At 33.3% G+C, this 22939-nt stretch carries 19 protein-coding genes; 13 read left to right on the forward strand and 6 right to left on the reverse strand.

The window, feature by feature from the left end; genetic code table 11:
- Nucleotides 1–32: 32 nt before the first annotated feature.
- From OZP09_RS02695 to OZP09_RS02705, 3 genes are all read left to right on the forward strand, one after another.
- A complete protein-coding gene (locus OZP09_RS02695; protein ID WP_281310236.1) occupies nucleotides 33–2342 on the forward strand; it encodes a type IA DNA topoisomerase in 2310 nt (769 codons plus the stop codon).
- A 261-nt stretch (nucleotides 2343–2603) separates the two neighbouring features.
- Nucleotides 2604–3080 (forward strand): DUF6265 family protein, encoded by a 477-nt coding sequence (locus OZP09_RS02700; RefSeq protein ID WP_281310237.1) that lies wholly within the window; start codon nucleotides 2604–2606, stop codon nucleotides 3078–3080.
- Nucleotides 3081–3119: 39 nt separating this feature from the next.
- A complete protein-coding gene (locus OZP09_RS02705) occupies nucleotides 3120–3626 on the forward strand; it encodes a hypothetical protein (protein ID WP_269236399.1) in 507 nt (168 codons plus the stop codon).
- Between the two features lie 227 nt (nucleotides 3627–3853).
- On the opposite strand, the gene OZP09_RS02710 is transcribed toward OZP09_RS02705, so the two are convergent.
- Nucleotides 3854–5014, reverse strand: coding sequence for an MFS transporter (locus OZP09_RS02710; protein ID WP_281310238.1), 1161 nt, complete (start codon nucleotides 5012–5014; stop codon nucleotides 3854–3856).
- A gap of 277 nt (nucleotides 5015–5291) precedes the next feature.
- Here OZP09_RS02710 and OZP09_RS02715 point away from each other — a divergent pair, with 277 nt between their 5' ends.
- From OZP09_RS02715 to OZP09_RS02740, 6 genes are all read left to right on the forward strand, one after another.
- Entirely contained in the window at nucleotides 5292–7625 is a 2334-nt protein-coding gene (locus tag OZP09_RS02715; protein ID WP_281310239.1) for a TonB-dependent receptor, read from the forward strand.
- Nucleotides 7626–7714: 89 nt separating this feature from the next.
- Complete coding sequence (locus OZP09_RS02720; RefSeq protein WP_281310240.1) at nucleotides 7715–8863, forward strand: PepSY-associated TM helix domain-containing protein; 1149 nt, start codon at nucleotides 7715–7717, stop codon at nucleotides 8861–8863.
- A 219-nt stretch (nucleotides 8864–9082) separates the two neighbouring features.
- A complete protein-coding gene (locus tag OZP09_RS02725) occupies nucleotides 9083–11494 on the forward strand; it encodes a TonB-dependent receptor (RefSeq protein WP_269236403.1) in 2412 nt (803 codons plus the stop codon).
- A gap of 375 nt (nucleotides 11495–11869) precedes the next feature.
- A complete protein-coding gene (locus tag OZP09_RS02730; RefSeq protein ID WP_269236404.1) occupies nucleotides 11870–12595 on the forward strand; it encodes a hypothetical protein in 726 nt (241 codons plus the stop codon).
- Nucleotides 12596–12837: 242 nt separating this feature from the next.
- Entirely contained in the window at nucleotides 12838–15201 is a 2364-nt protein-coding gene (locus OZP09_RS02735) for a TonB-dependent siderophore receptor (protein ID WP_281310241.1), read from the forward strand.
- Nucleotides 15202–15341: 140 nt separating this feature from the next.
- Nucleotides 15342–15767 carry an HIT family protein gene (locus OZP09_RS02740; protein WP_269236405.1) on the forward strand — a complete coding sequence of 142 codons (426 nt, stop codon included), beginning with the start codon at nucleotides 15342–15344 and terminating at the stop codon, nucleotides 15765–15767.
- Between the two features lie 100 nt (nucleotides 15768–15867).
- On the opposite strand, the gene OZP09_RS02745 is transcribed toward OZP09_RS02740, so the two are convergent.
- Both OZP09_RS02745 and OZP09_RS02750 read right to left on the reverse strand, forming a co-directional pair.
- A complete protein-coding gene (locus tag OZP09_RS02745; protein WP_269236406.1) occupies nucleotides 15868–17640 on the reverse strand; it encodes a MutS-related protein in 1773 nt (590 codons plus the stop codon).
- A gap of 69 nt (nucleotides 17641–17709) precedes the next feature.
- Nucleotides 17710–18543 carry a universal stress protein gene (locus OZP09_RS02750; RefSeq protein ID WP_269236407.1) on the reverse strand — a complete coding sequence of 278 codons (834 nt, stop codon included), beginning with the start codon at nucleotides 18541–18543 and terminating at the stop codon, nucleotides 17710–17712.
- Nucleotides 18544–18784: 241 nt separating this feature from the next.
- Here OZP09_RS02750 and mnmE point away from each other — a divergent pair, with 241 nt between their 5' ends.
- The 4 genes from mnmE (at nucleotide 18785) to OZP09_RS02770 (ending at nucleotide 22119) form a co-directional block, all read left to right on the forward strand.
- A complete protein-coding gene (gene mnmE, locus OZP09_RS02755) occupies nucleotides 18785–20185 on the forward strand; it encodes a tRNA uridine-5-carboxymethylaminomethyl(34) synthesis GTPase MnmE (RefSeq protein ID WP_281310242.1) in 1401 nt (466 codons plus the stop codon).
- Between the two features lie 232 nt (nucleotides 20186–20417).
- Nucleotides 20418–20981, forward strand: a complete 564-nt coding sequence (locus OZP09_RS02760; protein WP_281310243.1) for a helix-turn-helix domain-containing protein — start codon at nucleotides 20418–20420, stop codon at nucleotides 20979–20981.
- Nucleotides 20978–21400: a hypothetical protein gene (locus OZP09_RS02765; protein WP_269236410.1), complete on the forward strand. Its 423-nt coding sequence runs from the start codon at nucleotides 20978–20980 to the stop codon at nucleotides 21398–21400. Before OZP09_RS02760 ends, OZP09_RS02765 begins: the two co-directional genes overlap by 4 nt.
- Nucleotides 21401–21411: 11 nt before the next feature.
- Nucleotides 21412–22119 (forward strand): site-specific integrase, encoded by a 708-nt coding sequence (locus tag OZP09_RS02770; protein ID WP_281310244.1) that lies wholly within the window; start codon nucleotides 21412–21414, stop codon nucleotides 22117–22119.
- A gap of 49 nt (nucleotides 22120–22168) precedes the next feature.
- On the opposite strand, the gene OZP09_RS02775 is transcribed toward OZP09_RS02770, so the two are convergent.
- The 3 genes from OZP09_RS02775 to OZP09_RS02785 all read right to left on the reverse strand — a co-directional run bounded on the left by OZP09_RS02775 (nucleotide 22169) and on the right by OZP09_RS02785 (nucleotide 22929).
- Entirely contained in the window at nucleotides 22169–22510 is a 342-nt protein-coding gene (locus OZP09_RS02775) for a helix-turn-helix domain-containing protein (protein ID WP_269236413.1), read from the reverse strand.
- Nucleotides 22497–22661: a hypothetical protein gene (locus OZP09_RS02780; protein WP_269236414.1), complete on the reverse strand. Its 165-nt coding sequence runs from the start codon at nucleotides 22659–22661 to the stop codon at nucleotides 22497–22499. The genes OZP09_RS02775 and OZP09_RS02780 overlap by 14 nt, the downstream gene beginning before the upstream one ends.
- A gap of 115 nt (nucleotides 22662–22776) precedes the next feature.
- On the reverse strand, nucleotides 22777–22929 hold the full coding sequence (locus tag OZP09_RS02785) for a recombinase family protein (RefSeq protein ID WP_269236415.1): 153 nt from the start codon (nucleotides 22927–22929) through the stop codon (nucleotides 22777–22779).
- Between the last annotated feature and the right edge of the window lie 10 nt (nucleotides 22930–22939).

Consider the following 22939-nt stretch of genomic DNA (forward strand, 5'->3'; position numbering starts at 1 on the left):
ATCCTTAATTTCGCTTTCCAATAAAAGAGAAAATGAAGGTCTGTATTGCTGAGAAACCTAGTGTAGCACGAGAAATTGCCTCCGTTCTGGGAGCCAATAATAAACATGATGGCTATTACGAAGGTAACGGTTACGCTGTGACTTACACTTTTGGACATTTATGCACCTTAAAAGAACCCAATGATTACAAGCCTCACTGGAAAAGCTGGGATCTCAATAACCTTCCAATGCTACCTGAAAAATTCGAAACAAAAGTAGTTCAGAATTCGGGTATCGAAAAACAATTTAAAATCATAAAAAGTTTATTCGACAAAGCCGAAGTGGTCATCAACTGCGGTGATGCCGGCCAGGAAGGAGAACTCATTCAGCGCTGGGTGATGAACGAAGCGCACTACAAAGGTGAGGTACAGCGTTTGTGGATATCGTCCCTAACTACCGAAGCCATAAAAGAAGGTTTTGAAAACCTAAAACCTTCAGCCAATTACGATAATTTATTCTACGCCGGATTTTCCAGAGCAATTGGTGACTGGTTGTTAGGCATGAATGCCACACGTTTGTACACGGTAAAACATGGAGGGTATAAACAGGTCTTATCCATTGGGCGTGTGCAGACACCAACTTTGGCAATGGTGGTTGACCGGTTTAAGGAAATCGAAAACTTCAGGCCTCAGCCCTATTGGGAATTGCAGACTTTATACCGTGAAACGCTTTTTAGTTATGAAGAAGGACGTTTCCTAAAAAAAGAAGACGGAGAAATTCTGGCAGAAAAAGTCAAAGAAAGCGAATTCGAAATTGTTTCTGTTGATAAAAAGAACGGAAATGAATATGCTCCGAAACTATTTGACCTAACAGGTTTACAGGTTTATTGCAATCAAAAGTTTGGGTTTTCGGCAGATGAAACGCTTAAAATCGCACAAACTTTATATGAGCAGAAAGTAATCACGTACCCCAGGGTTGATACCACTTTTTTACCCGGTGATATTTATCCGAAAGTACCCGGAATCCTGGAAAAACTAACCCGTTATGCGGAATTGACTCAGCCTGTTTTAGAAAAGAAAATCAAGAAATCGCCAAAGGTCTTCAACGATAAAAAAGTAACAGATCACCATGCGATTATCCCAACCGGAATCGAGATCAATCTGCCCTATAACCAGCAGCAGGTTTATGATATTATTACAAAACGTTTTATTGCTGTTTTTTATGATGATTGTCTGGTTGCTAATACAACCGTTATCGGAAAAGCAGCAGATGTAACCTTTAAGGCAACGGGAAAACAGATTCTCAAAAAAGGTTTTCGGGTGGTTTTTGAAGATCCGAATGCTAAAGAAAAAGAACCAGATTTACTGCCGAATTTTGTTGTGGGTGAAAAAGGGCCACATGAACCCTCATTCCTGCAAAAAGAAACCAAACCGCCCAATCAGTTTACAGAAGCAACTTTATTACGTGCCATGGAAACGGCCGGAAAACAAGTTGATGACGAAGATTTGCGTGAGTTAATGAAAGAAAACGGTATCGGTCGACCATCAACACGTGCCAATATTATCGAAACGCTTTTCAAACGTCAGTATATCGTTCGAAACAAAAAACAGGTATTACCAACACCAACCGGAATACAGCTTATTGAAACGATTCAGAATGAACTAATCAAATCAGCCGAATTGACTGGTTCCTGGGAAAAGCAGCTTAAAGACATTGAAAGGGGAACTTTTACAGCAGGAGCTTTTATTAAGAACATGAAACGCATGGTAGAAGCTTTGGTAAACGAAGTCAGGAGCGAAACCAGACATGCTAATATTTCGCATGCTGCAACAATTCAGTTACCTGTTGTTAAAGCCGAAAAAGAAAAAAAGAAAGCTTCCGGAATTACAGCAGAAACTTGTCCGAAATGTCAAAAGGGAACTATTTTAAAAGGAAAGACAGCTTTTGGATGCAGTGCATACAAATCGGGTTGCGACTTTGTACTGCCTTTTGTTTTTCATGATAAAAAAATTACGGAAAGTCAATATATACGATTGGTTCAAAAAGGTTCAACTGTCAACATAAAAGGCTTTAAATTAGAAGCTGAAACAGTTGAAGGCTTAATTCGTTTTGAAGAAAATTACAAACTGAAGCTAGAGCCAAAGAAAACTAATAAAAAAACCGACACAAAAGAAAATTCGGATTCCTTAGCCTGTCCAAAATGTAAAAAAGGAACAATTTTAAAAGGTAAAACCGCTTACGGCTGTGCAGAATATAAATCGGGTTGTGATTTTAAAGTAACTTTTGATGAAGTGAGAGCAAAACTAAAAGATCAAAAACCGACAAAGGAATTAGTTTACGAGATTTTAAGGGCAAACGTTTAATTTTTTTTGCAGCGAATTTCACTAATCCCTACTAATTTTAAAAATCGCTTCACGCAGATTCGGCAGATTGAGCAGATTTATTTTGATCTTAAAATTAAAAAAAGTGTAAGATTCACTTAAATCTTTTAAAATCTGAGTGAAACAAAAAATCTCTTTAATCCGTAGTAAATATTTAAAATAATTCGAGAAAATTCGTGAGATTCGTAGCGAACACTTTTTTTTCCTACTTTAGTACCTGTTTACAAACCAAAACTCAAAAATATGCTTCAGAAAATTACTCTTATCGCATTTATAATAGCTTTCGTTTCCTGCCAGAAGAAAGAAAGCATCGAAAAAGACAAAATCAAAAAAGCGGACTGGCTTATCGGAAACTGGGAAAACAAAAATCCAGATGGGGTTTTAACCGAAAACTGGGAAAAAGTAAACGACAGTACTTTTTCTGCTACTTCTTATTTTATTAAAGGAAAAGATACTTTGCATTTTGAAAGTATCATTTTAGCTCAATTAGGTGAAACACTCACTTATAAAGCAACTGTAAAAGGTCAAAATGAAAACAAACCGGTCTTCTTCCCTTCTACTTTGGAATCAGACAAACAATTGGTTTTCGAAAATCCGAAACACGATTACCCTCAAAAAATTACTTATACAAAAGGTGCTAATAATACCTTGACTGCTGAGATTTCCGGGAAATTGAATGGGAAGCAGACAACGGAAAGGTTTATTATGACGAAGAAGTAGACTCTAATCCTAAATTTTATTTAGGCAGTAGAAAAAATAATGAGAAGAAAATTTATTATTGGAAAATTAGAAGTTAGAAAACTAATTCTTTCAGATTTACTATACCTGTTTTTATATATAATTGCAATATTCTATTATATATATATCATTAAATACAAACCAGAAGATAAATTTGCTTCTTCATTTATAATTTCTTGGATCATTGGCTTATTAACTATTTCTTCTCCTTTCGGATTAAGGTTTAGAAATATTTATTTTTCAATAATCTGGCTGCTATTATCAATTGCATTTTTGATTAACGCTACTTTTATAGCAATAATCCCATTATTAACTTTCCTTCAATATCATATAATTAGATTAATATTTTGGAAAATACACCGAAGAGAGTTTATTCCATATGAACTTGGAAGAGGGGCAATGTTTAGATACAAAAGTTATTTTGAGCAAAAAAGCGGGGATATTAAAGATAAACGTTTTACAAAAATTCTTCTATCGACTGGAATTCTAATAATCTTTTTCTGTTTAATATTTGTTATCGAAAATTGAGATAACAAACAACAATCAGATAACAAATATTTATCTCATTTAAACTCTAAAAATATTTCAAAATATATTGATATGATCAAATAAACCAATTAAAATCCGTTGCTACAATATTTATTTCTAAGTAATTTTTAAGCTCTTTGTGCTTGCTTAAATCTTTATGTCTTAGTTATAGAAAGGATCCAATAGAAAAAACCAGAATCTTAGCACCTTAGAAACTCTCAAAAAACCTACTCATTCTCCCCTATCTTATTCACCATAAAAATCATCAGAATACCCAAAAGCGCGATAACTAAAAACGCCCATTTCATGCTTAAATATTCAGAGATAAATCCTACCATTGGCGGAACCAGTAAAAAGCCAAGATAACCAATTGTAGATATAGAAGTTATGGCCGTACCACTGTTTAATTTTGATGACCTTCCTGCTATACTAAAAACAAGAGGTACTACACAGGAAACCCCAAAACCAATCAAAACATAACCAAAGATGGTTGGATAAGGATAAGGAAGGATAAAACAAATGGCAAAACCTGCCGTAATTAATATACCACTATAAAGCAGAATTTTTTTAATCCCAAATTTCGTTACACCGTAATCTCCAAATATTCGTCCTAAAGTCACCGCTGTTGCAAAAAATACAAATGCTGCACTGGTTAATTTTGGGGATGTCTTCAATATATTTTCAAAATAAATACCGCTCCAGTCATACATCGTATTTTCGCAAGCCATTGAAACGAAACAAATTACAGCAAATTTTATTAGATTTTTTTCCGGCATTGCAAAAAACTTCTTCTTAACAGGAACCGGCTCATTATGAATACTTAGCGGATAAAAACAAGCCGTTAGCGCCAGCATAAAAACACTTACGCCTAGTAAATGATGAGAAGGAGCAATATGCTGTGTAACCATAACATACCCTAAGCCTGCTCCCGAAAAAACGGCAATACTCCAAACCGCATGAAAACGGGTAATAATTGATTTTGGATATAATTTCTGCACCTCAAGCGATTGTGCGTTAATCGATAAATTAAAAATATTACGTGAAGCCCCGAAAATTAAAAGTACTATAACCAATTGCCATACAAAAGCCACTAAGCCGGGTAAAGACAATACAATATTAAACATAATAGCTCCCAAAAGCATAATATACCGGCTGCTGTGTTTGTTTAATAATTTTCCGGTAAAAGGCATTGTTAGCATTAAGCCAATCGGAAATGCAAACAAAACAGCTCCAAACTGAGCTTCAGATAAATGTAGTTGCGCCTGAATGTGCGGAATTCTTGATACCCATGAAGAATATCCAAAACCTGAAAGGAAAAAAAAGACAGTATTCGCTATACGATAGCCTCGCGGAGTATTTTGTATGTTTTTAAAGAAAGGTAAAATCATGAAGTCATTTTTCAGACTGCAAAATTAAGTTATTTTAAACCAACATCACTCCTTTTATCCTTTCTTAAAAAAGAATTGTACAGTTATTAAAATAAATATTTAAAAATCAAAATTTTAGAAATTTATACCTCCATATTTTTCACTTTTATAATATATCCAATTAAAATTATATTTATTTATTCTAAATAAAACTTGTTAAAAAGATATTAATTTTTACTTTTGCACTGTTTTTATTAATTCTAAATAAAAACAATTCCTAATCAAATTTATAATTATAATGAAGTATCTAAAAAAGAAAACTTTACCCTTTCTACTCTCAATCGGTATGCTATTTTCAGCAATTAGTATGTTTTCACAACAAAACCACGGAAAAATAAAAGGAATAATTACGACCTCCGATGGAGCCGCTGCTGAGGATGTTAATATCATCCTTAAAAAAACAAAATATAGTGCCTCTACTAACGAAGATGGCAGTTTTGAGTTTAACAGAGTGGTTGCAAATTCATATACATTACAAGTTTCGCTAACGGGCTATGAAACTTTAGAACAGGATGTAAATGTTTCTGAAAATGAAACGACTACCATTAATTTACAATTAAAAATATCCAATAAGGAACTACAGGAAGTTGTAATAAGTGGTAAAAAAAGTATATTATCGAAAAAAACAGATTACGTTGCCAGAATGCCGCTTTCTAATCTTGAAAACCCTCAGGTATACAGTGTCATTCATAAGGAGCTTTTACAGGAGCAAGTAGCCGTAAACATTGAAAGTGCTATAAGAAACAGTGCCGGTGCTGTACCAGTAAGTTACCCTTCGGGCGGAATTGGCATCGGATTCAGAGGTTTTACTGTTGGTGTTAATGCCAGAAATGGTATGGAAACAGTTACTGGACGTTCTTCTATTGATCTTTCAAACGTAGAGCGAATTGAGGTCATGAAAGGACCTTCCGGAACTTTATTTGGTTCATCTGTATCTTCTTTTGGTGGTGTTGTAAATCTGGTAACGAAGAAACCTTTTGAAACTACAGCCAGTGAAGTAACTTATACGGGAGGAAGTTTTGGCCTAAACCGTCTTACAGCCGATGTAAATACGCCTTTAAACAAAGAAAAAACAGTATTATTTAGAATTAACCTTGCTGTAAATAACGAAAAAAGCTTTCTTGACTATGGCTTCAACAAATCACTGGCTGTAGCCCCAAGTCTTACTTTTAAAGCAAATGAAAAACTTACATTCAATTTTGATGCAGAATTATATAATTCGAACAATACACGACGGACGTATAACACTTATGAGGCAACTTCTGGTATAAACAATCCGGAACAACTAAAAATAGATTATAAAAAGTCTATGTTTCATGACGATAACGATGCAAAAACTTCGGCAACAAAAGTTTTTGCTCAGGCAGAATATAAAATTTCCGAAAAATGGAAATCGACTACTATATTCTCTTTCGCAGGTGAAGACGTAGAACGCAGTTATCAGAGTTATGCCAACTGGACTTCTCCAACCAACGCCTCCAGAAGAGTTGGACTTTGGGGGCCTATTTTTAATAATTATACCAATTTACAGGAAAATATCAATGGACAGTTTTCTACCTGGAGATTCAAACACAAATTTCTTGCAGGTATCAATTTAAGAAAATATGAATCTAACTTTTCAGGAGGAAGAACTGCAACAACCTATCTGGATAACATTGATGTAACTAGCAATTTTGCACCAATCAGAAGAAAAGCGGTAGATGCACTATTAACGCTGACTACATCTCCCGTTGGTGACCAGGAAACTTTTAGTGCATACGTATGTGATGTAATCAGCTTTACGGGTAGATTATCAGCAATGCTGAGTTTACGTTTTGATAATTTTAACCGTGACCAAGCCGGAACTGCAACTGCATTTCACCAAAATGCCCTGTCTCCTAAATTCGGATTGGTATATGAAATTGTTAAAGATCAGGTTTCTTTGTTTGCAAATTACATGAACGGATTCCAGAATTATGCTCCTGTAAATCAGCCTTCAACAAATGATATATTTGTATTAGATCCTGTATATGCCAATCAGTATGAGGGAGGTATAAAGGCAGAAACTTTCAATAAAAAACTGAGTTTTACAGCGAGCTATTATAACATTACAATAGATAATAGCACCAGAACACTTGAAAATGGAGATACAATGCAGGATGTAAAACAAGAAAGCAAAGGTGTAGATTTTGAATTAATCGCCAAACCTATAAACGGATTAAGTATTATTGCGGGATATGCATACAATGATAATCGGATCCTGAGGGCAACGAACCTAGCTCTTCAAGGAAACAAAGCTGCAAGTTCCCCTGAAAACGTTGTTAATTTTTGGACAACCTATACGCTACAAAATAAACTTCAGGGATTAGGTTTCGGCTTAGGAGCAAATTATGTAGATGACAATTATTTTACAGTGGATAATACTTTTTATATGCCTTCATACATGATTTACAATGCTACTGCATTTTATGATCAGCCGAACTGGAGAGTTGGTGTAAAACTAAATAATATAACCAATGAAAAATACTGGGATATTTGGGGCGCATCACAAGCGCCAACAAATGTTCTGGTAAGTTTATCTCTAAAATTTTAATAACAAAAAGCACCTTAATTACGTAAAAGAATTAAGGTGCTTTCAATAAAGTGGCGGTTTTTATTGAAACTGTTATAACATTAGTAAACATGACATTTAAAAACTTTATAAAAAAAGTACATTTATGGCTGGGATTGTCATCAGGGTTAATTGTGTTCATATTAGGTATTACGGGTTGTCTATATGTTTTTGAAGAAGAATTACGCCCTATCGTTCATGACTATTATTATTCAGACGAGGTAAAAGGCAAAAAACTGCCTGTTAGCCGGTTAATAGAAATTGCAAAAGAAGCCAACAAAAACAATCTAAAGCAGACACTTTCCGGATGTAAAATAATGAGTGATGATAAACGTACCGTAATGATCTGGTTTTTTGAAGAACTGGATGAAAATGCCATTTGGTACTGGAATCGTTATCAAAGTACTTACGTCTATTTAGATCCTTATTCCGGAAGTATAAAAAAACTTGAAGAATATAACTTTGAGTTTTTTGTTTTTGTCCGGATGCTGCACCAGACATTATGCCTTAACAGCAAAATAGGAGATCCAATTGTAGGAACGGCAACCATTATATTCATTATTTCATTGCTTACAGGATTGGTACTTTGGTGGCCAAAAAATAAAAGTGCAGCCAAACAAAGGTTCTGGTTTAGATGGAAAAACACCACTAAATGGAAACGTAAAAATTACGATTTGCATAATATTCTTGGTTACTACATATTGATTTTTGCTTTAATCATTGCCCTTACCGGATTAGTCTGGGCTTTTGAGTGCTACGACAAAGGAGTGCAATGGGTATTTAATGGCGGTAAAACTATTGAAAAGGAGTCAAAAGTTATCGAATCTGATACTCTTTATTACACCGAAAAAAAACCTGTTGATACGATTTACTTCTCCCTAAAACAATTGAGACCAGATGCGAAAAGCTATTTTATATTTATGCCTAAAGCAAAAGATTCAACAGGAACCATTAGGGCATTTATTAGACATGAGAGCCGCTTCGATGATGTATCTATACAATTTGATCAGTACACAGCGAAAAAACTTGAAACTATAACATATGAAGATAAAAGCAATGGTGAAAAATTCCGATTCATAAATTATGATTTACACGTAGGCAGCATTTTAGGATTTCCCGGTAAAGTATTAGCTTTTATTGCCAGTCTTATAGCAGCAAGTTTACCTGTCACCGGTTTTTTAATCTGGTGGGGACGAAAGAACAAAAAGCAAAAAAAATAATTTTATAAGCTATGGAATTCAAATCTGAAAGCTATTTTTCTATCACTAAAAAATATATGTTTTTATTTCAAAATTCACTTCGATTTGAATTTCTATATTAGGGTGTTTTTCTTATAAAAACAGAACTTGAGACAACTATTTATAGGGGTATCAGTCAATAATTCACTTTTGTATTATTAAATTTTTAGATTTGCAAAAATACCAATAATACCAAAGAAAATGAACCATCTTAACCAAAGAATACTGCATCTTGTAATTTGCATATTCTTAATTTCAACCACCACCTCCCTTTCACAAAACAATGGAAAATTAAAAGGCATTATAACTACATCTGACGGAGAGCCAGCAGCAGGAATAAATGTCTTTCTTAAAAACACAAAATATGGTACTTTTACCAATGACGATGGTTTTTTTGAATTTAACAAACTAAAGGCAAATATTTACACATTACAAGTCTCTTTGACTGGATATGAAACCCTAGAACAGGAAATAACTGTTTCAGAAAATAAAACAGCTACTCTTAATCTGCAATTGAAAGTTTCGAATAAGGAACTAAAGGAAGTAACCATATACAGTAATGGAGCAAAAGTTTTCCCAAAGCAAAGTAATTATGTTTCAAAAATACCTCTTAAAAACATTGAAAATCCGCAAGTTTACAATGTAGTAACAGCTGATTTACTAAAAGAACAAGCCATAACTAATTTCGAGGATGCAATGAAAAATGTTCCCGGAATTCAAAAACTGTGGGAATCCACAGGTAGTGCAGGAAATGGCGGATCTTTTTATTCATTACGTGGGTTTCAACTACAAGCGAATATTGTAAATGGATTACCAGGATTAACAAATGGTACTTTAGATCCTGCAAATATTGAAAGAATTGAAGTTATAAAGGGGCCGTCCGGAACTTTGTTCGGAAGCAGTCTTATTAGCTACGGCGGACTTATCAATACCGTAACAAAAACACCTTTTGCCGGTTTTGCTGCAGAAGTATCTTATCTGACCGGAAGTTTCGGGCTTAACAGGGTTGCTGCCGATGTTAATACTGCTGTGGATGACTCTGATAATGTTTTACTCAGAGTTAATACTGCCTATCAAACAGAAAACAGTTTTCAGGATGCCGGTTTCCGTACTTCCTATTTTTTAGCTCCTGTGCTCTCTTATAAGGTTAATGAAAAATTATCTTTCCTGATTAATACCGAATTTATGCAGGAAGAAAAAACAACTCCTGCAATGTTATTTTTAGGAAGAAGCAAATACTTGCAATTTGCCAATATCGAAGAATTAAATTATAACACAAAGTTATCTTTTACCAACAATGATTTGTCTGTAAAAAACCCTAAATACAATTTGCAGGCCCAGATGAATTATAAAATATCGGAACAATGGACTTCGCAAACAGTACTATCAAAAAGTTCGACAAAATCTAAAGGATATTACTCTTATCTTTCCGATAATGAAGATGGACAGGGAGATTTTTCTATTTACATTACAAAAGAAAATTCTTTTACGACCACTACTGATATTCAGCAAAATTTCACAGGCGATTTCAAAATTGGAAAGATGCGCAACAGAATTGTAATTGGACTTGATTATTTTCAAAAAAATTTAATGTACGGAGGCACCGGATGGAATGGCGTTTACAAAGTTACGCCTCAGGGAGAAATCAGACAATATGATGAGAACAATCCATATTATCTAACCACTTCATCTGTAGATAAATTACTGTCAACTACCGGAACCAGCAATGATAATTTAAGAAACAGTACCTATAGCATTTACGCGTCTGATGTAATTAATATAACCTCTAAATTAATTGCAATGGCAAGTTTACGTTTAGATTACTTTGACAATGAAGGGGACATCAATAACGATAAAGATGATTACAATCAAACAGCATTATCTCCAAAGTTTGGATTAATATATCAGCCAATTGAAGACAAATTAGCCTTATTTGCTAATTATATGAATGGTTTCAAAAATGTTGCACCAAATAATAGTCCAACTGAACCTCAAACTTTTGAACCAGAACAAGCCAATCAGTTAGAATTTGGTATCAAAGCAAATCTTTTAGCAGATAAATTAAATGCAACTGTAAGTTATTACGACATCAATGTTTCAAATTTATTGACAGTCGATCCTGCTAATATGGGGAGAAGCCTACAAGGTGGTAAGTCAAAAAGTAAAGGGTTTGAATTTGATCTGAATGCTTCTCCAGTAAAAGGTTTACATATTATTGCAGGATACAGCTATAATGACAGCAAAGTAACAAAAGGAGATCTGGATAATGTATGGCTGGAAGAAGGAAAAAGACCCATGTGGTCAGGTCCGGAAAACTTAATAAACCTGTGGGCAAACTATAAATTTATTGACGGAGCCCTTAAAGATTTTGGTTTAGGTTTTGGTGGAAATTATGCGAGCGAAAATGCTGTAGTAAACAGTGATAAACAGGGGAAATTTATACTCCCATCCTATACTGTTATAAACGGATCAGTTTTTTACGGAACAAAAAAAATCAGGGTAGCGCTAAATATCAATAATATTGCAAACAGAGAATATTTTAATGGTGGCTGGGCTACTGTAAATCCTCAAAAGCCAAGAAATATAGTGGCTAGTTTTAGCTATAAATTCTAAAACATCTAATTAATTCAAAAGGGAGCTGATTTTAAAATTAGCTCCCTTTAATTTTTAATCTAAAGTGATAAAAACTTCTTTGCTACAGTTTCTAAAAACAATTTATCTATTTCATATTTTAAGGATTCGAATCTTCTGCTATTAGTCAAAATATCAATTCATTAAATGTTCTTTCATTTATTCATCGATATCGGACAAACCGAATAATGTTTTTGAATTTGCCGAATTTTTAACGCATAACATGATGGTTGTTTTCGAATTATTCAGAAGACTCTAAAAGTTAAATGAGTAAAAACAACGGTTATTGTTTTTAATTATTCTAAATAAATATTAAGTTTGTGAAATATAAATTTTCCAATATAAACAGATTGAACTATGAAATCAAATTCACTTAAAAAATTAACTCTCTTAATGCTGATGCTTATAGCAACACCTTCCCTATTTGCTCACGCGTTATGGATCGAAACAAAAGCTACAGGTACAAAAGGCAAAGCCCAGGAAATATCCATATATTTTGGAGAATTCGCAGATAACGATATTACTAAAGCAGACAAATGGTTTTCTGATTTAAAAGACTTTACTTTAGTTTTAGTTTCACCTTCAAAAAAAGAAACGAAGTTAACTTCTAAAGCATTAGAAAATAAGTACCAGGCATTTTTTACTCCTGATGAAGACGGGGTTTACACCATTGTAATGCACCATAAAGTAAAAGATGTTTATGGAACTATGGTTTTAGATTATAACTCAAGTGCTACTGTGACAATTGGCAACAAAACCGCAGGTAATTATGCTACAGCAAATAATAATATAATTGGATTATTTAGTCAAAATGCTGATATAGCTAAGAAAAATGCTAACATCAACGTATTTGCTTTGTACGAAGGTGCATCTGCCAAAAAGCAAAAAGTAAAAGTGATTGCCCCAAATGGATGGGAAAAAGAATTATGGACAAATGATAAAGGAGAAATCTCTTTTACGCCAATCTGGTCTGGAAATTACATGGTAGAATTTGCTTATACTGAAAAAGCGACAGGTGAACACAACGGAAAAAAATACGATGAAATCTGGAAAATGGCAACTTATTTAATTGCCGTAAAATAAATTTAAAATTTAATTGCAGTAAGCCTTTTTCAATCCCGAAAAGGGCTTTTTTTGTTTAAAGACAATGTATAATATAAATTTTTACTTACATTATTTTAAAAATATACTTAAAAAAATTTAGTAAATAATTAACAAACAAGTAGTTGTAAAATTAATAATAATTAATCTAAATAAACTTTTAAATAATAAACTTACCTTCTATATTTGCAGAAAATTATTTTAAATTATTCTAAATAAACACCATGAAATATATTTTACTTTTCAGTTTATCATTTCTAAGTTTTGCTGCTTATAGTCAGGATTATTCAAATAACGATACTGCATCTGCAATTAATGATACTGTAAAAAACAAAAAGGGTGAAATACTGAATGAAGTTATTGTTACCAAAAGTAAAGAACCAAAACCTGTAACAGCAGTTCGTTCCGGATTAAAGCCAATGGATAATCCTCAAACCGTACAGGTTATTAATTCTGAAGTTATCGAACAACAACAAGCTATTAGGTTGAGTGAAGTTATAAAAAATGCCAATGGTGTTTATGTGAGTTCTGCTCGTGGAGGTGCACAAGAATCTTTTTACTCAAGAGGATACGATATGTCTTCCAATAATATGTTTAAAAATGGTTTTCGTTATAACGCCGGTTCTATACCTGATGTTTCTGGTTTAGACAAAGTTGAATTCTTAAAAGGCGGCTCCGCTTTATTATTTGGAAATGTAGCTCCCGGTGGAATTTTAAACCTTGTAACCAAAACACCTTTATTTACAAAAGGTGGTGAAATCTCAATGCAAATGGGAAGCTATACCTATTACAAACCGTCCGTTGATTTTTACGGTCCTCTTAGTAAATCAATTGCTTTTAGAATTAATGGTTCTTATGAAAATTCAGAAAGCTTTAGGGATGTAGTAAAAAACGAACGTTTGTATTTTAACCCGTCTTTATTGTTTTTCATCAATCCAAAAACACAAATTACAGTACAGGGAGATTATTTGACAGCTGACTGGACTCCTGATTTTGGAACTGGAATTATTGGAAAAAATATTTTGGATATACCTCGTAACACCTATTTTGGAGCACTTTGGTCAAATGGAAATACAAAATCTTCTAGTGCATCTGTATTGCTGAACCATGATTTTAACAAAAACTGGAAACTAAGCTTCAATAGCTCATACCAAACTTACGACAGAACTCAAAAGTCAACAGCTCAAATGTCTAATTTAGACGATCCTATAGTATACCCTGCTTATGGTAAATGGAATAGAGGATTAGTTCAAAATAAAAACTTAGAACAAATTCTTGGAGATCAATTGAGTTTACAAGGAACTTTTAATACAGGAAAAATCAAACATCAATTATTTACTGGCGTAGACTGGGAAAATTCATTCGTGACAGCTTACACTTATGCTTTCAGTGAAAAAGCTGTAAAGGTTAGACAATTTGACGGTACATATAAAAATGATCCTACTCTTTATGATACTATTGATCTTTTTAATTTTGATCCTTCAACACAAAGAACCGATATTCCTAATGGCAGAGCTACTCAAATTTTAAAAACAGATACGAATCGTTTTGGAGCGTATTTTCAGGATTTAATTTCAGTTACCAGTCAAATAAAAGTTTTAGTCGGTCTTCGTTGGTCTTGGCAGGAAGCAGAAGTTTCAACTTATAAAGAAACATTAACAAGTGGAGTTCAAACAGTATCTCCTGAAAAAGCTATTCCTACAGTTGCAGAAAAAAGATTAGACAATGCTTTCTCTCCAAAAATTGGCTTAGTATATCAACCACTAACAGATATGTCTTTATTTGCAAGTTATTCAAGCTCATTTACCCCAAATACAGGAAACACATTTAATAATGAAGCTCTTGATCCTTCTATTATAGATCAATACGAAGCTGGTATTAAAACAGATTTTTGGAAAGGAGTATTAAGTACAAACATAACCCTATATCAAATTACAAATGACAATTTAGTTCAAACTGCCGCATTTAAAGCAGATGGTATTACTCCAAATACTGATCAGAACTTGAAAATTTTAAGCGGAGGAACAAAAAGCAAAGGAGTAGAAATTGATGTTACAGCCAGACCTCTTGAAGGTTTAAGTATCATTGCAGGATATAGTTACAATGATATGCGTTACACAAAAACATCTGGAAAAGAAGGAAGTTTTGTTGAAGGAGATCGTCTTGCAAGAACACCAAAGAACACAGCTAATTTAAGTTTTTTCTATACAGTGCCAACAGGTATTTTAAAAGGATTATCAGTGGGAGCAGTCGGGAATTATATTGGTGACCGAATTGGTGGATGGAATAATTTATACTATTATGAGACAATCTTTAACCCCGTTACAGGTTTACCATTTATTGATCTAACAGACCCAACAAAACCAAAGCCTTTAAAATCAACAACTCTGACAATCCAAGATAGAGAAATTCCTTTAGAAGGTTATGCTACAGTTGATGTTTCAGCAGGATATAATTGGAAAAAAATATCAGTTTTATGCAAACTATCAAATATTACAAATGAACTGAATTATACAGTACACGAAAATTACAGTGTAAATCCAATTGCTCCCCGTCAGGTAATGGTTAGTCTGAAATACAAATTATAAACTTCTTTAGTTTATCAACTTTTAAAACTTTTTCTGCCTCTTTCAATTTTGAAAAGCAGGAAAAGTTTTTCTTTTTAAAATAAATAGTATTTTCGCCAGCGAAATACTGAATTTATAAAAAACCTTTTAAAATAAAAAACATGCCTAGTCCAGTTTCAGAATGCCTGTATTGCCAAAACAATGAAACCTTACACCAATTAATGATCAAAGTTGCAGATCTAAAGGTATCGCAGCTTTTTCTTTTTAAAGAACAATCATATACAGGCCGTTTAAATGTAGTTTACAAAGATCACGCAGTTGAATTTTATGAATTAAGTGATGAACAGCGCAATTTATTTATGGAAGATGTTGCTACAACAGCAAAAGCTATTGCAAAAGCATTTAATCCTGATAAAATCAATTACGGTGCTTTTAGTGACACTTTATCGCATTTGCACATGCACATTGTGCCGAAATACAAAGATGGTTATGGATTTGGAAGTGTTTTTGAAATGAACCCTCAAAAAACCTATTTATCTGATACGGAATATGATGCTGTTATAGCAAAAATTAAAGCCAATTTGTAATCAGATTTTAAATAAAGCATTTACTAAAAAAGCTTTTTCTGCCTCAGAAATTTGAAATGCAGAAAAAGCTTTTTCATTACAAAAACACTTGGTATTAATGCTAGATAACCCCCATCTTCTGCATCAGGAAAGTGGCACTTTTATTTTTACAAATTCCTTCTCGGAGTTTATAATCAAAATGTAAATCGTTATCTTTAATTTCTACCTCAAAACATTGGTTGGTCAAAGTTTCTGGATATTCATTCGTTGTTAAGCAAACCTCAATATCATGGGTTGCGATGGCACCGATTGCCTTTTTAGCAATCACCTTTTTAACCACTTCGATAGTTCCGTTCCTTTTGTCATCAGAGTTGGTTCCTCTTAAAATCTCATCCAGTAAAACAAAAGCCGGTTTCTCTTCTAAAGCATCCATAATTTGTTTTAAACGTTTGATTTCTGCAAAAAAGTACGATTCACTATCCGCTAAAGAATCTGATAATCGCATCGAAACTAAAACTGGAAGTGGATGAATTTTAGCCTCTGAAGCACAAACAACTGAACCTATTCCGCCTAAAACCATATTAATACCAAGACTTCTTATAAAAGTACTTTTTCCGGACATATTTGAACCGGTTAAAATCATAAACGATTCCGGATAAAAATGCGTATCATTCCCTACCCTGCTCACCGGATTTAATAACGGATGACTCAGACTTTTGAACTCTATTTTATACTCCGAATTAATTTCCGGAAAAACAAAATCAGGATTATTGTACGCCAGATTAGCAAGACTACTCAAAGATTCAAACTCCCCTATTACATCAATCCATTTTTCAAGCTGGTCAGCATAATTATGTTTCCACTTCAAAAGTGCCCTTAACACATGAAGATTGAATAAAAAGCTTCCGTTAAAAAGTGTAGCAGTCACAAGATTGCTAATTGTATCCATACGGGAAAACAATTCTGAAAGCTGTTTTAAATGTGAACCGGCTGATGTATTTTTAAAAATTAGCTGGCTTTGTAAATCAATTAGTTTTTTAGACTCAAATTTTTCCTGTTCAATCTTCTCAACCAAAAGACCATATTGTTTGATGATTTTATCGATATTATCTGCGTTGGCGATTTCAGACTGAATACGTTTCGTTACCCTTCCTAAAACAATCAGATTCGCAATAAATATATAAGTCACATAGGAGAGCAGAATCGTTTTTGAAGTAATAAAATAAGCTGTCAGTAAACCTAAAAACAACGTTGGCAAAACAATTGACAACACATTCAAAACTTTAGGTAATGAATTATTTCTAAATGATTTCCAGTGCATTAATGAATCATAACAATCTTTACTGTCATGACTGACAATTCCCAATGCGTTGAATTCCTGACGCCAGTCTGTTTTTGATGCAAGTTCTTTTATTGCTTCCTGATTTTGAATTATAATTTCATTAGAATTCAATTTCAACAATTGATTTGCCAATGTCTTTTTACCTATAAAAGTTGCCGTTCTGTTTAAATTCTGAAATAAAGAATGTTCTCCAAAGATATCCAGATCGTAGGCATAGGGATGATGAAAATCATTGAACTCAAAACCATTTTCAAAAGGAAGTTTTTCTCTTTTTAGGAAAGAAATTTCGTTTTTATTGACTTTTAAAAGCACTGTTAAAAGTTTTTTCTGGAAAGATAAACGCGAATGAATGCGCATTAAAAAGACAAAACCAGCAAAAAACAATAACGCACCAATTAGGTATATAACTTCATCTTTTTTGATGTAATAAAACATCAGAAACAAAAAAATAAAAATACTTAAAATCCTTAGAAGACTGATGGTGTTAAACTTTTTGCTCGTTTTGTTTAATAAATCTGTATAATGGGAAAACCTGTTTTTGTAATAGTCCATTTTTTCAATTTTGCTGAACCACAAATATAGGTTTTACGACTTCAAAATTTGATTTAATTTCAACGTAAATTAGTCATTATGCATTATTAAAACCGGAATAGAAACTTCTTTTGTTATTTTTTTACTAAAACTGGAAGTAAAAAGACTTTCAAAAAAAGATCTTTTATGCGTAATAGTTGTCAAAACGTCAACATCTTTGTACAGTACAAAGTCAAGTATGGTCTCTTTAACATCATCACTTGGCAATACTAAAAATTCTACATTTTCATTGGCAAACTCAACTTCCCATTCTTTAATGGTTTCGGCAGCCACATCAGATTCAGAGGTTTTTACGTACAAGCTTCGGACTTTAGCATTCGTTTTTTTAGCAATTTTCAATACCTTTCTCAATTCTTTTTTATCTTTTTCGCGATAACGGGTCGTAAATCCAATCACTTTTATTTTTTTGAATTTAGCATCTATCGGCACACATAAAACCGGAACATCTACACCTGAAATGACCGAACTTGTATTAGAGCCTGTAAAAAAAGTAGTCCAGTCAGAAATTCCGTTTGTACCCATAATAACAAAATCTGCTTTTTCCTCTTCTACAGCATTTTTTAAGTTATAAAGCAAATCACCATCCATCAAACGATGCTTGATAACAATTTCTTCTAAATTTCTTTCCATTGCAATAGTTTTCAGTTTAGGAATCTCATCCTTAAACATCTCAAAATTAGCCAGCTCTATAGAACTGTAGATAGCGGCATAATTTTCAGGAAAAAACTGGCTGTCATATACGGGAATTTCGAAGGTATGCAGTAGAACAAGTTCGGCGTTTACGACTTTGGCAAACTCTAACGCATGTACAAATGCATTTGTTGCTGCTTCAGAAAAATCGGTCGGGAATATTATCTTTTTCATATTACATTTTTTAGGTTATCTACATAAAGTTACTAAATCGTACTTAGAAGTTACCTGATAATTATCAGTTTTACAAAAATTTAACCCTAATTGATTATAAGAGATAATCTAATAAATTTTTAAAGCATCTATTTAAATAATATATAAAAACTTCTATCAATTAATACTTTATAAAATATAAAATACCAAATTCATAAGCCTTATAAAAACTTTGTACCTTTGCACCCTTGCAATTTACAACATGATACATCAAGATTCTATAGTCGCCCTGGCTACTCCATCCGGAGCAGGTGCTATTGCCATAATTCGTATTTCAGGTGCTGAAGCTATTTCTATTGGAAATTCAGTTTTTAAATCTGTAAAAAACAAAGATTTAACAAAGCAAAAAACACATACACTGCATTTAGGCCACATTGTCGATGATTCAAAAACTTTGGATGAAGTGCTGGTATCTGTTTTTAAAGGGCCTAATTCATACACAGGTGAGGATACTATCGAAATATCATGTCATGGTTCAACCTATATTCAGCAGCAAATCATTCAGTTATTATTGAGAAAAGGTTGCCGAATGGCCGATGCGGGTGAGTTTACACTGAGAGCTTTCCTGAACGGAAAACTGGATTTATCTCAGGCAGAAGCCGTTGCCGATTTGATTTCGTCTGATAACGAAGCCTCACATCAAATTGCCATGCAGCAAATGCGTGGCGGTTTTAGTAATGAAATTGCAAAATTACGGGAAGAGCTTCTGAATTTTGCATCGTTGATTGAACTGGAATTGGATTTTGCCGAAGAAGATGTTGAATTTGCTGACCGGACACAATTTAACGAATTATTAAACCGAATTGAATTTGTTTTAAAAAGATTAATTGATTCATTTGCCGTTGGGAACGTTATTAAAAACGGAATTCCGGTTGCTATTGTTGGAGAACCAAATGTTGGCAAATCGACTTTATTAAATGCTTTACTAAACGAAGAGCGCGCAATTGTGTCTGATATTGCCGGAACAACCCGTGATACCATTGAAGATGAACTGGTGATTGGCGGAATCGCATTCAGATTTATCGATACTGCCGGAATTCGCGAAACAAAAGATGTTGTAGAAAGTATTGGAATCAAAAAAACATTTGAAAAAATTGATCAGGCGCAGGTTGTCATTTATTTATTTGATGGCTTGAAATTCAAATCATCCAGTTCAGAGTTTATAAATGAAATTGAACAGATTAAAAACAAATACCCTTTAAAACCTTTACTTATAGTTGTAAATAAAAAAGATATTTTATCCGGGGAGGATGCTTTAAACATTAGTGCCAAACTCGAAAACTTAAATGCGAAACTTTTATTACTATCTGCAAAAAACAAAATTGGTATCGACGAATTAAAGAATGAATTATTGTCATTTGTAAACACAGGAGCTTTACGTAATAATGAGACTATCATTACAAATACAAGACATTATGATTCTTTATTGAAAGCTTTGGATGAAATACAAAAAGTAAAATTTGGACTGGAAAGCAATCTTTCCAGCGACTTAATTGCACTGGATATAAAAGAAGCTTTGTACCAATTCGGGCTGATTACGGGTCAGGTCTCAAACGATGAATTATTAGGGAATATTTTCGCCAACTTTTGTATTGGAAAATAGCAAGACAAAATAACGCAAAACAACAACAAACAAACGATTTAAAGCATTGATAAACAATACTTTAACTCATTTTTTAATTCCTTTTTCTTTTGGATGTTATGTGATGTTTTGATTAAATTTGTACCTTATTTGTACCTCGCTTGCTCGAGGTACAAATAATATTTTTTTTTGGCCAAATTATGGCACGCGTAGACACACATAGTCACAGTGGGACACTTAAAGTCACATTTCTATGAGTACGAACATTAAGATTACCCGAATCTGCGAATTCTGCCAAAATGAATTCACGGCCAAGACAACAAAAACACAGTATTGCTCGCTAAAATGCAGCAGCAGAGCCTACAAAGCAAGGACAAGAAAGTCTAAAATTGAGGAAAGCAACAGACAGACAGAAATTGCCCGGCATCCACAACTTGAAGCTGTAAAAACAAAAGATTTTCTGAGCGTTAATCAGGCCAGCCTTTTGTTTGGAATTAGCAAAAGGACAATTTACAGAATCATTTCCAGAGGAGAGCTCGATGTAGCCAAATTTGGAGCAAGGACGGTTATTCGAAAATGCGATATGGATGCTTTCTTTTCCATTCCACTGGAAGAGGCATTACTGCGTCCAGTTCAGGAATTCCCGGGATTAGAGAACTGTTATACTATTACGCAGATACAACAGAAGTTTGGCATATCGCCAGGGGCTCTCTATATGCTGATTCAGCGTCAGGGAATAGCCAAATATTCCATAGGGAAGTTTAATTATGTTGCGAAGAAAGATATTGATATTATATTTAATGTAAGAGAAAAATGAAAAAGGGAAATGTAAAACTGAGAAAAAAACTTTTGCCAAGCGGAATGATATCACTTTACCTTGATTTTTATCCGCCAATACTAAATAAAGAAACGAATAAGTACACAAGACGTGAATTCTTAAAACTGTACCTTTTTGAGCGTCCAAAAAATCAAATTCAAAAAATTTCCAATATTGAGACTCTCCATACAGCAGAGCTGATTCAGATTCGGAGACAAAACGAACTTCGGAAGCACGATGTCTATAGTGAATTTGAAAAAGAACAATTGGAAATCCAAAGGATAGCAATCGGCTCATTTTTAGATTATTTTAAAAATCTAGCTGATAAAAAACAGGGAAAGAACTATCAGATTTGGAACACTGCTATTATTCATTTTGAAAACTTTCTTTCTGGCGGAGACATTCGTTTTAAGATATAACGGTGACTTTGATGGAGGATTACAAGGAATATTTATTAAAAGCCAAAAACAGACGAGATAATGGGAATACTCTGGCTCGAAATACAGCGCTCTCCTATCATAACAAGCTTAAGACTACACTTAAAAGAGCATATAAAGAAGGAAAACTACGAACCGATATAAATGCCGGAATCGATTCAATTAAAGAGCAGGAGTCACAGCGAAATTTTCTAACTTTAAATGAAGCTAAAAAATTATTTGCAACTCCTTGCTCGAAAGAAATAGTTTTTAGAATTTCTATGTTTTCTACCCTCACTGGAATGAGATATTCAGATATAGCTAAATTAACCTGGTCAGAAGTTCAGTATAGAGAAGATGATGGATATTATATCAGGTTTAAACAAAAGAAAACTGAAGGCTTACAGACCATGCCGATATCAATTGAGGCATTTGAAACTCTTGGAGAGAGAGCAACTGATAATGACAAAGTTTTTACTGGTCTAAAAAAGTGGGATGTGGACAGGGTTTTACCAGTCTGGATTGCCCAAGCTGGAATTACAAAACACATAACTTTCCATTGTTTTCGGCACACCTATGCTACATTGCAAATTTTCTCTGGAACAGATATTTTTACCATTTCAAAAATGCTTGGTCATAAAAGTGTCAAAACTACCCAGATTTACACTAAAATAATTGATGAGAAGAAAAGAGAAGCATCGCTAAGAATAAGCTTCAAATAGAATATTGCAAAATTAAGGAAGACTTCTTCCAAAAGTATGTGTTCCTTATTTATTTAAATGATTTACTAGGATTAAATTTTAATTCAGTTTCCTGCTGTATTTCAGTAATAGTTTTAATTCTACCCAATTTTATCCAATTTAGTAGCTCTGTCCGATAAAAATAAAGACGCTTACCCTGTTTATTGGCTGGAATCTCATTTCTACAAACTTTTGTATAAATTGTAGCCACAGACAATTTTAACAGTATTGCTGCTTCTGAAATAGTAAGTAATTCATCATTAGCTGCTACCGTATTTAATTTATTTTCTTGTAAAAGTTTTTCAATACTATCAATTTTTGTCAGGAGCTCACCAATAATATCTGGTAAATCTTCAAATTTATATGGTTTCATAGTTTGCATAATTTTTATGGATGTATAGTTTGTTCGTACATTTTCTGAATTTCGTAATTTTTATGAATGCTATTTTCTTTATAAATGAAAGTAATAAAGCAGTAAAACTCAATTGACCGTACTCAACTACATTATAATTATGTGTTTTCATACGTAAAAGTCTTTCCTAACCTTCCAAAATAGGTAGTTTGTAATTTGTATCGTAGGGTTCAACTGATTAATCATTTGGTAAGCGTCTTCTGCATTACGGCTAAATCTATCCCACTTCATAAAAAGAACATGTTGATTCTATTATTATATTTTTTCAGATCAGCAAGAAAATTTTTCCATTGAGGCCTATTGAAAGTCTTGGCCGAATGATCTTCATATATTACAGTACGTATCTGTATCTGGTTAATACTGCAATATTTCCTCAGCATTTCCTCCTGA

Origin of the sequence: Flavobacterium flavigenum, from assembly GCF_027111255.2 — a bacterium.
Lineage (GTDB): Bacteria > Bacteroidota > Bacteroidia > Flavobacteriales > Flavobacteriaceae > Flavobacterium > Flavobacterium flavigenum.

Coding starts and splice junctions, on each gene's coding strand:
- OZP09_RS02695 (WP_281310236.1), top strand. CDS start 33: ATGAAGGTCTGTATTGCTGAGAAACCTAGTGTAGCACGAGAAATTGCC.
- OZP09_RS02700 (WP_281310237.1), top strand. CDS start 2,604: ATGCTTCAGAAAATTACTCTTATCGCATTTATAATAGCTTTCGTTTCC.
- OZP09_RS02705 (WP_269236399.1), top strand. CDS start 3,120: ATGAGAAGAAAATTTATTATTGGAAAATTAGAAGTTAGAAAACTAATT.
- OZP09_RS02710 (WP_281310238.1), bottom strand. CDS start 5,014: ATGATTTTACCTTTCTTTAAAAACATACAAAATACTCCGCGAGGCTAT.
- OZP09_RS02715 (WP_281310239.1), top strand. CDS start 5,292: ATGAAGTATCTAAAAAAGAAAACTTTACCCTTTCTACTCTCAATCGGT.
- OZP09_RS02720 (WP_281310240.1), top strand. CDS start 7,715: ATGACATTTAAAAACTTTATAAAAAAAGTACATTTATGGCTGGGATTG.
- OZP09_RS02725 (WP_269236403.1), top strand. CDS start 9,083: ATGAACCATCTTAACCAAAGAATACTGCATCTTGTAATTTGCATATTC.
- OZP09_RS02730 (WP_269236404.1), top strand. CDS start 11,870: ATGAAATCAAATTCACTTAAAAAATTAACTCTCTTAATGCTGATGCTT.
- OZP09_RS02735 (WP_281310241.1), top strand. CDS start 12,838: ATGAAATATATTTTACTTTTCAGTTTATCATTTCTAAGTTTTGCTGCT.
- OZP09_RS02740 (WP_269236405.1), top strand. CDS start 15,342: ATGCCTAGTCCAGTTTCAGAATGCCTGTATTGCCAAAACAATGAAACC.
- OZP09_RS02745 (WP_269236406.1), bottom strand. CDS start 17,640: ATGGACTATTACAAAAACAGGTTTTCCCATTATACAGATTTATTAAAC.
- OZP09_RS02750 (WP_269236407.1), bottom strand. CDS start 18,543: ATGAAAAAGATAATATTCCCGACCGATTTTTCTGAAGCAGCAACAAAT.
- mnmE (WP_281310242.1), top strand. CDS start 18,785: ATGATACATCAAGATTCTATAGTCGCCCTGGCTACTCCATCCGGAGCA.
- OZP09_RS02760 (WP_281310243.1), top strand. CDS start 20,418: ATGAGTACGAACATTAAGATTACCCGAATCTGCGAATTCTGCCAAAAT.
- OZP09_RS02765 (WP_269236410.1), top strand. CDS start 20,978: ATGAAAAAGGGAAATGTAAAACTGAGAAAAAAACTTTTGCCAAGCGGA.
- OZP09_RS02770 (WP_281310244.1), top strand. CDS start 21,412: ATGGAGGATTACAAGGAATATTTATTAAAAGCCAAAAACAGACGAGAT.
- OZP09_RS02775 (WP_269236413.1), bottom strand. CDS start 22,510: ATGAAACCATATAAATTTGAAGATTTACCAGATATTATTGGTGAGCTC.
- OZP09_RS02780 (WP_269236414.1), bottom strand. CDS start 22,661: ATGAAAACACATAATTATAATGTAGTTGAGTACGGTCAATTGAGTTTT.
- OZP09_RS02785 (WP_269236415.1), bottom strand. CDS start 22,929: ATGCTGAGGAAATATTGCAGTATTAACCAGATACAGATACGTACTGTA.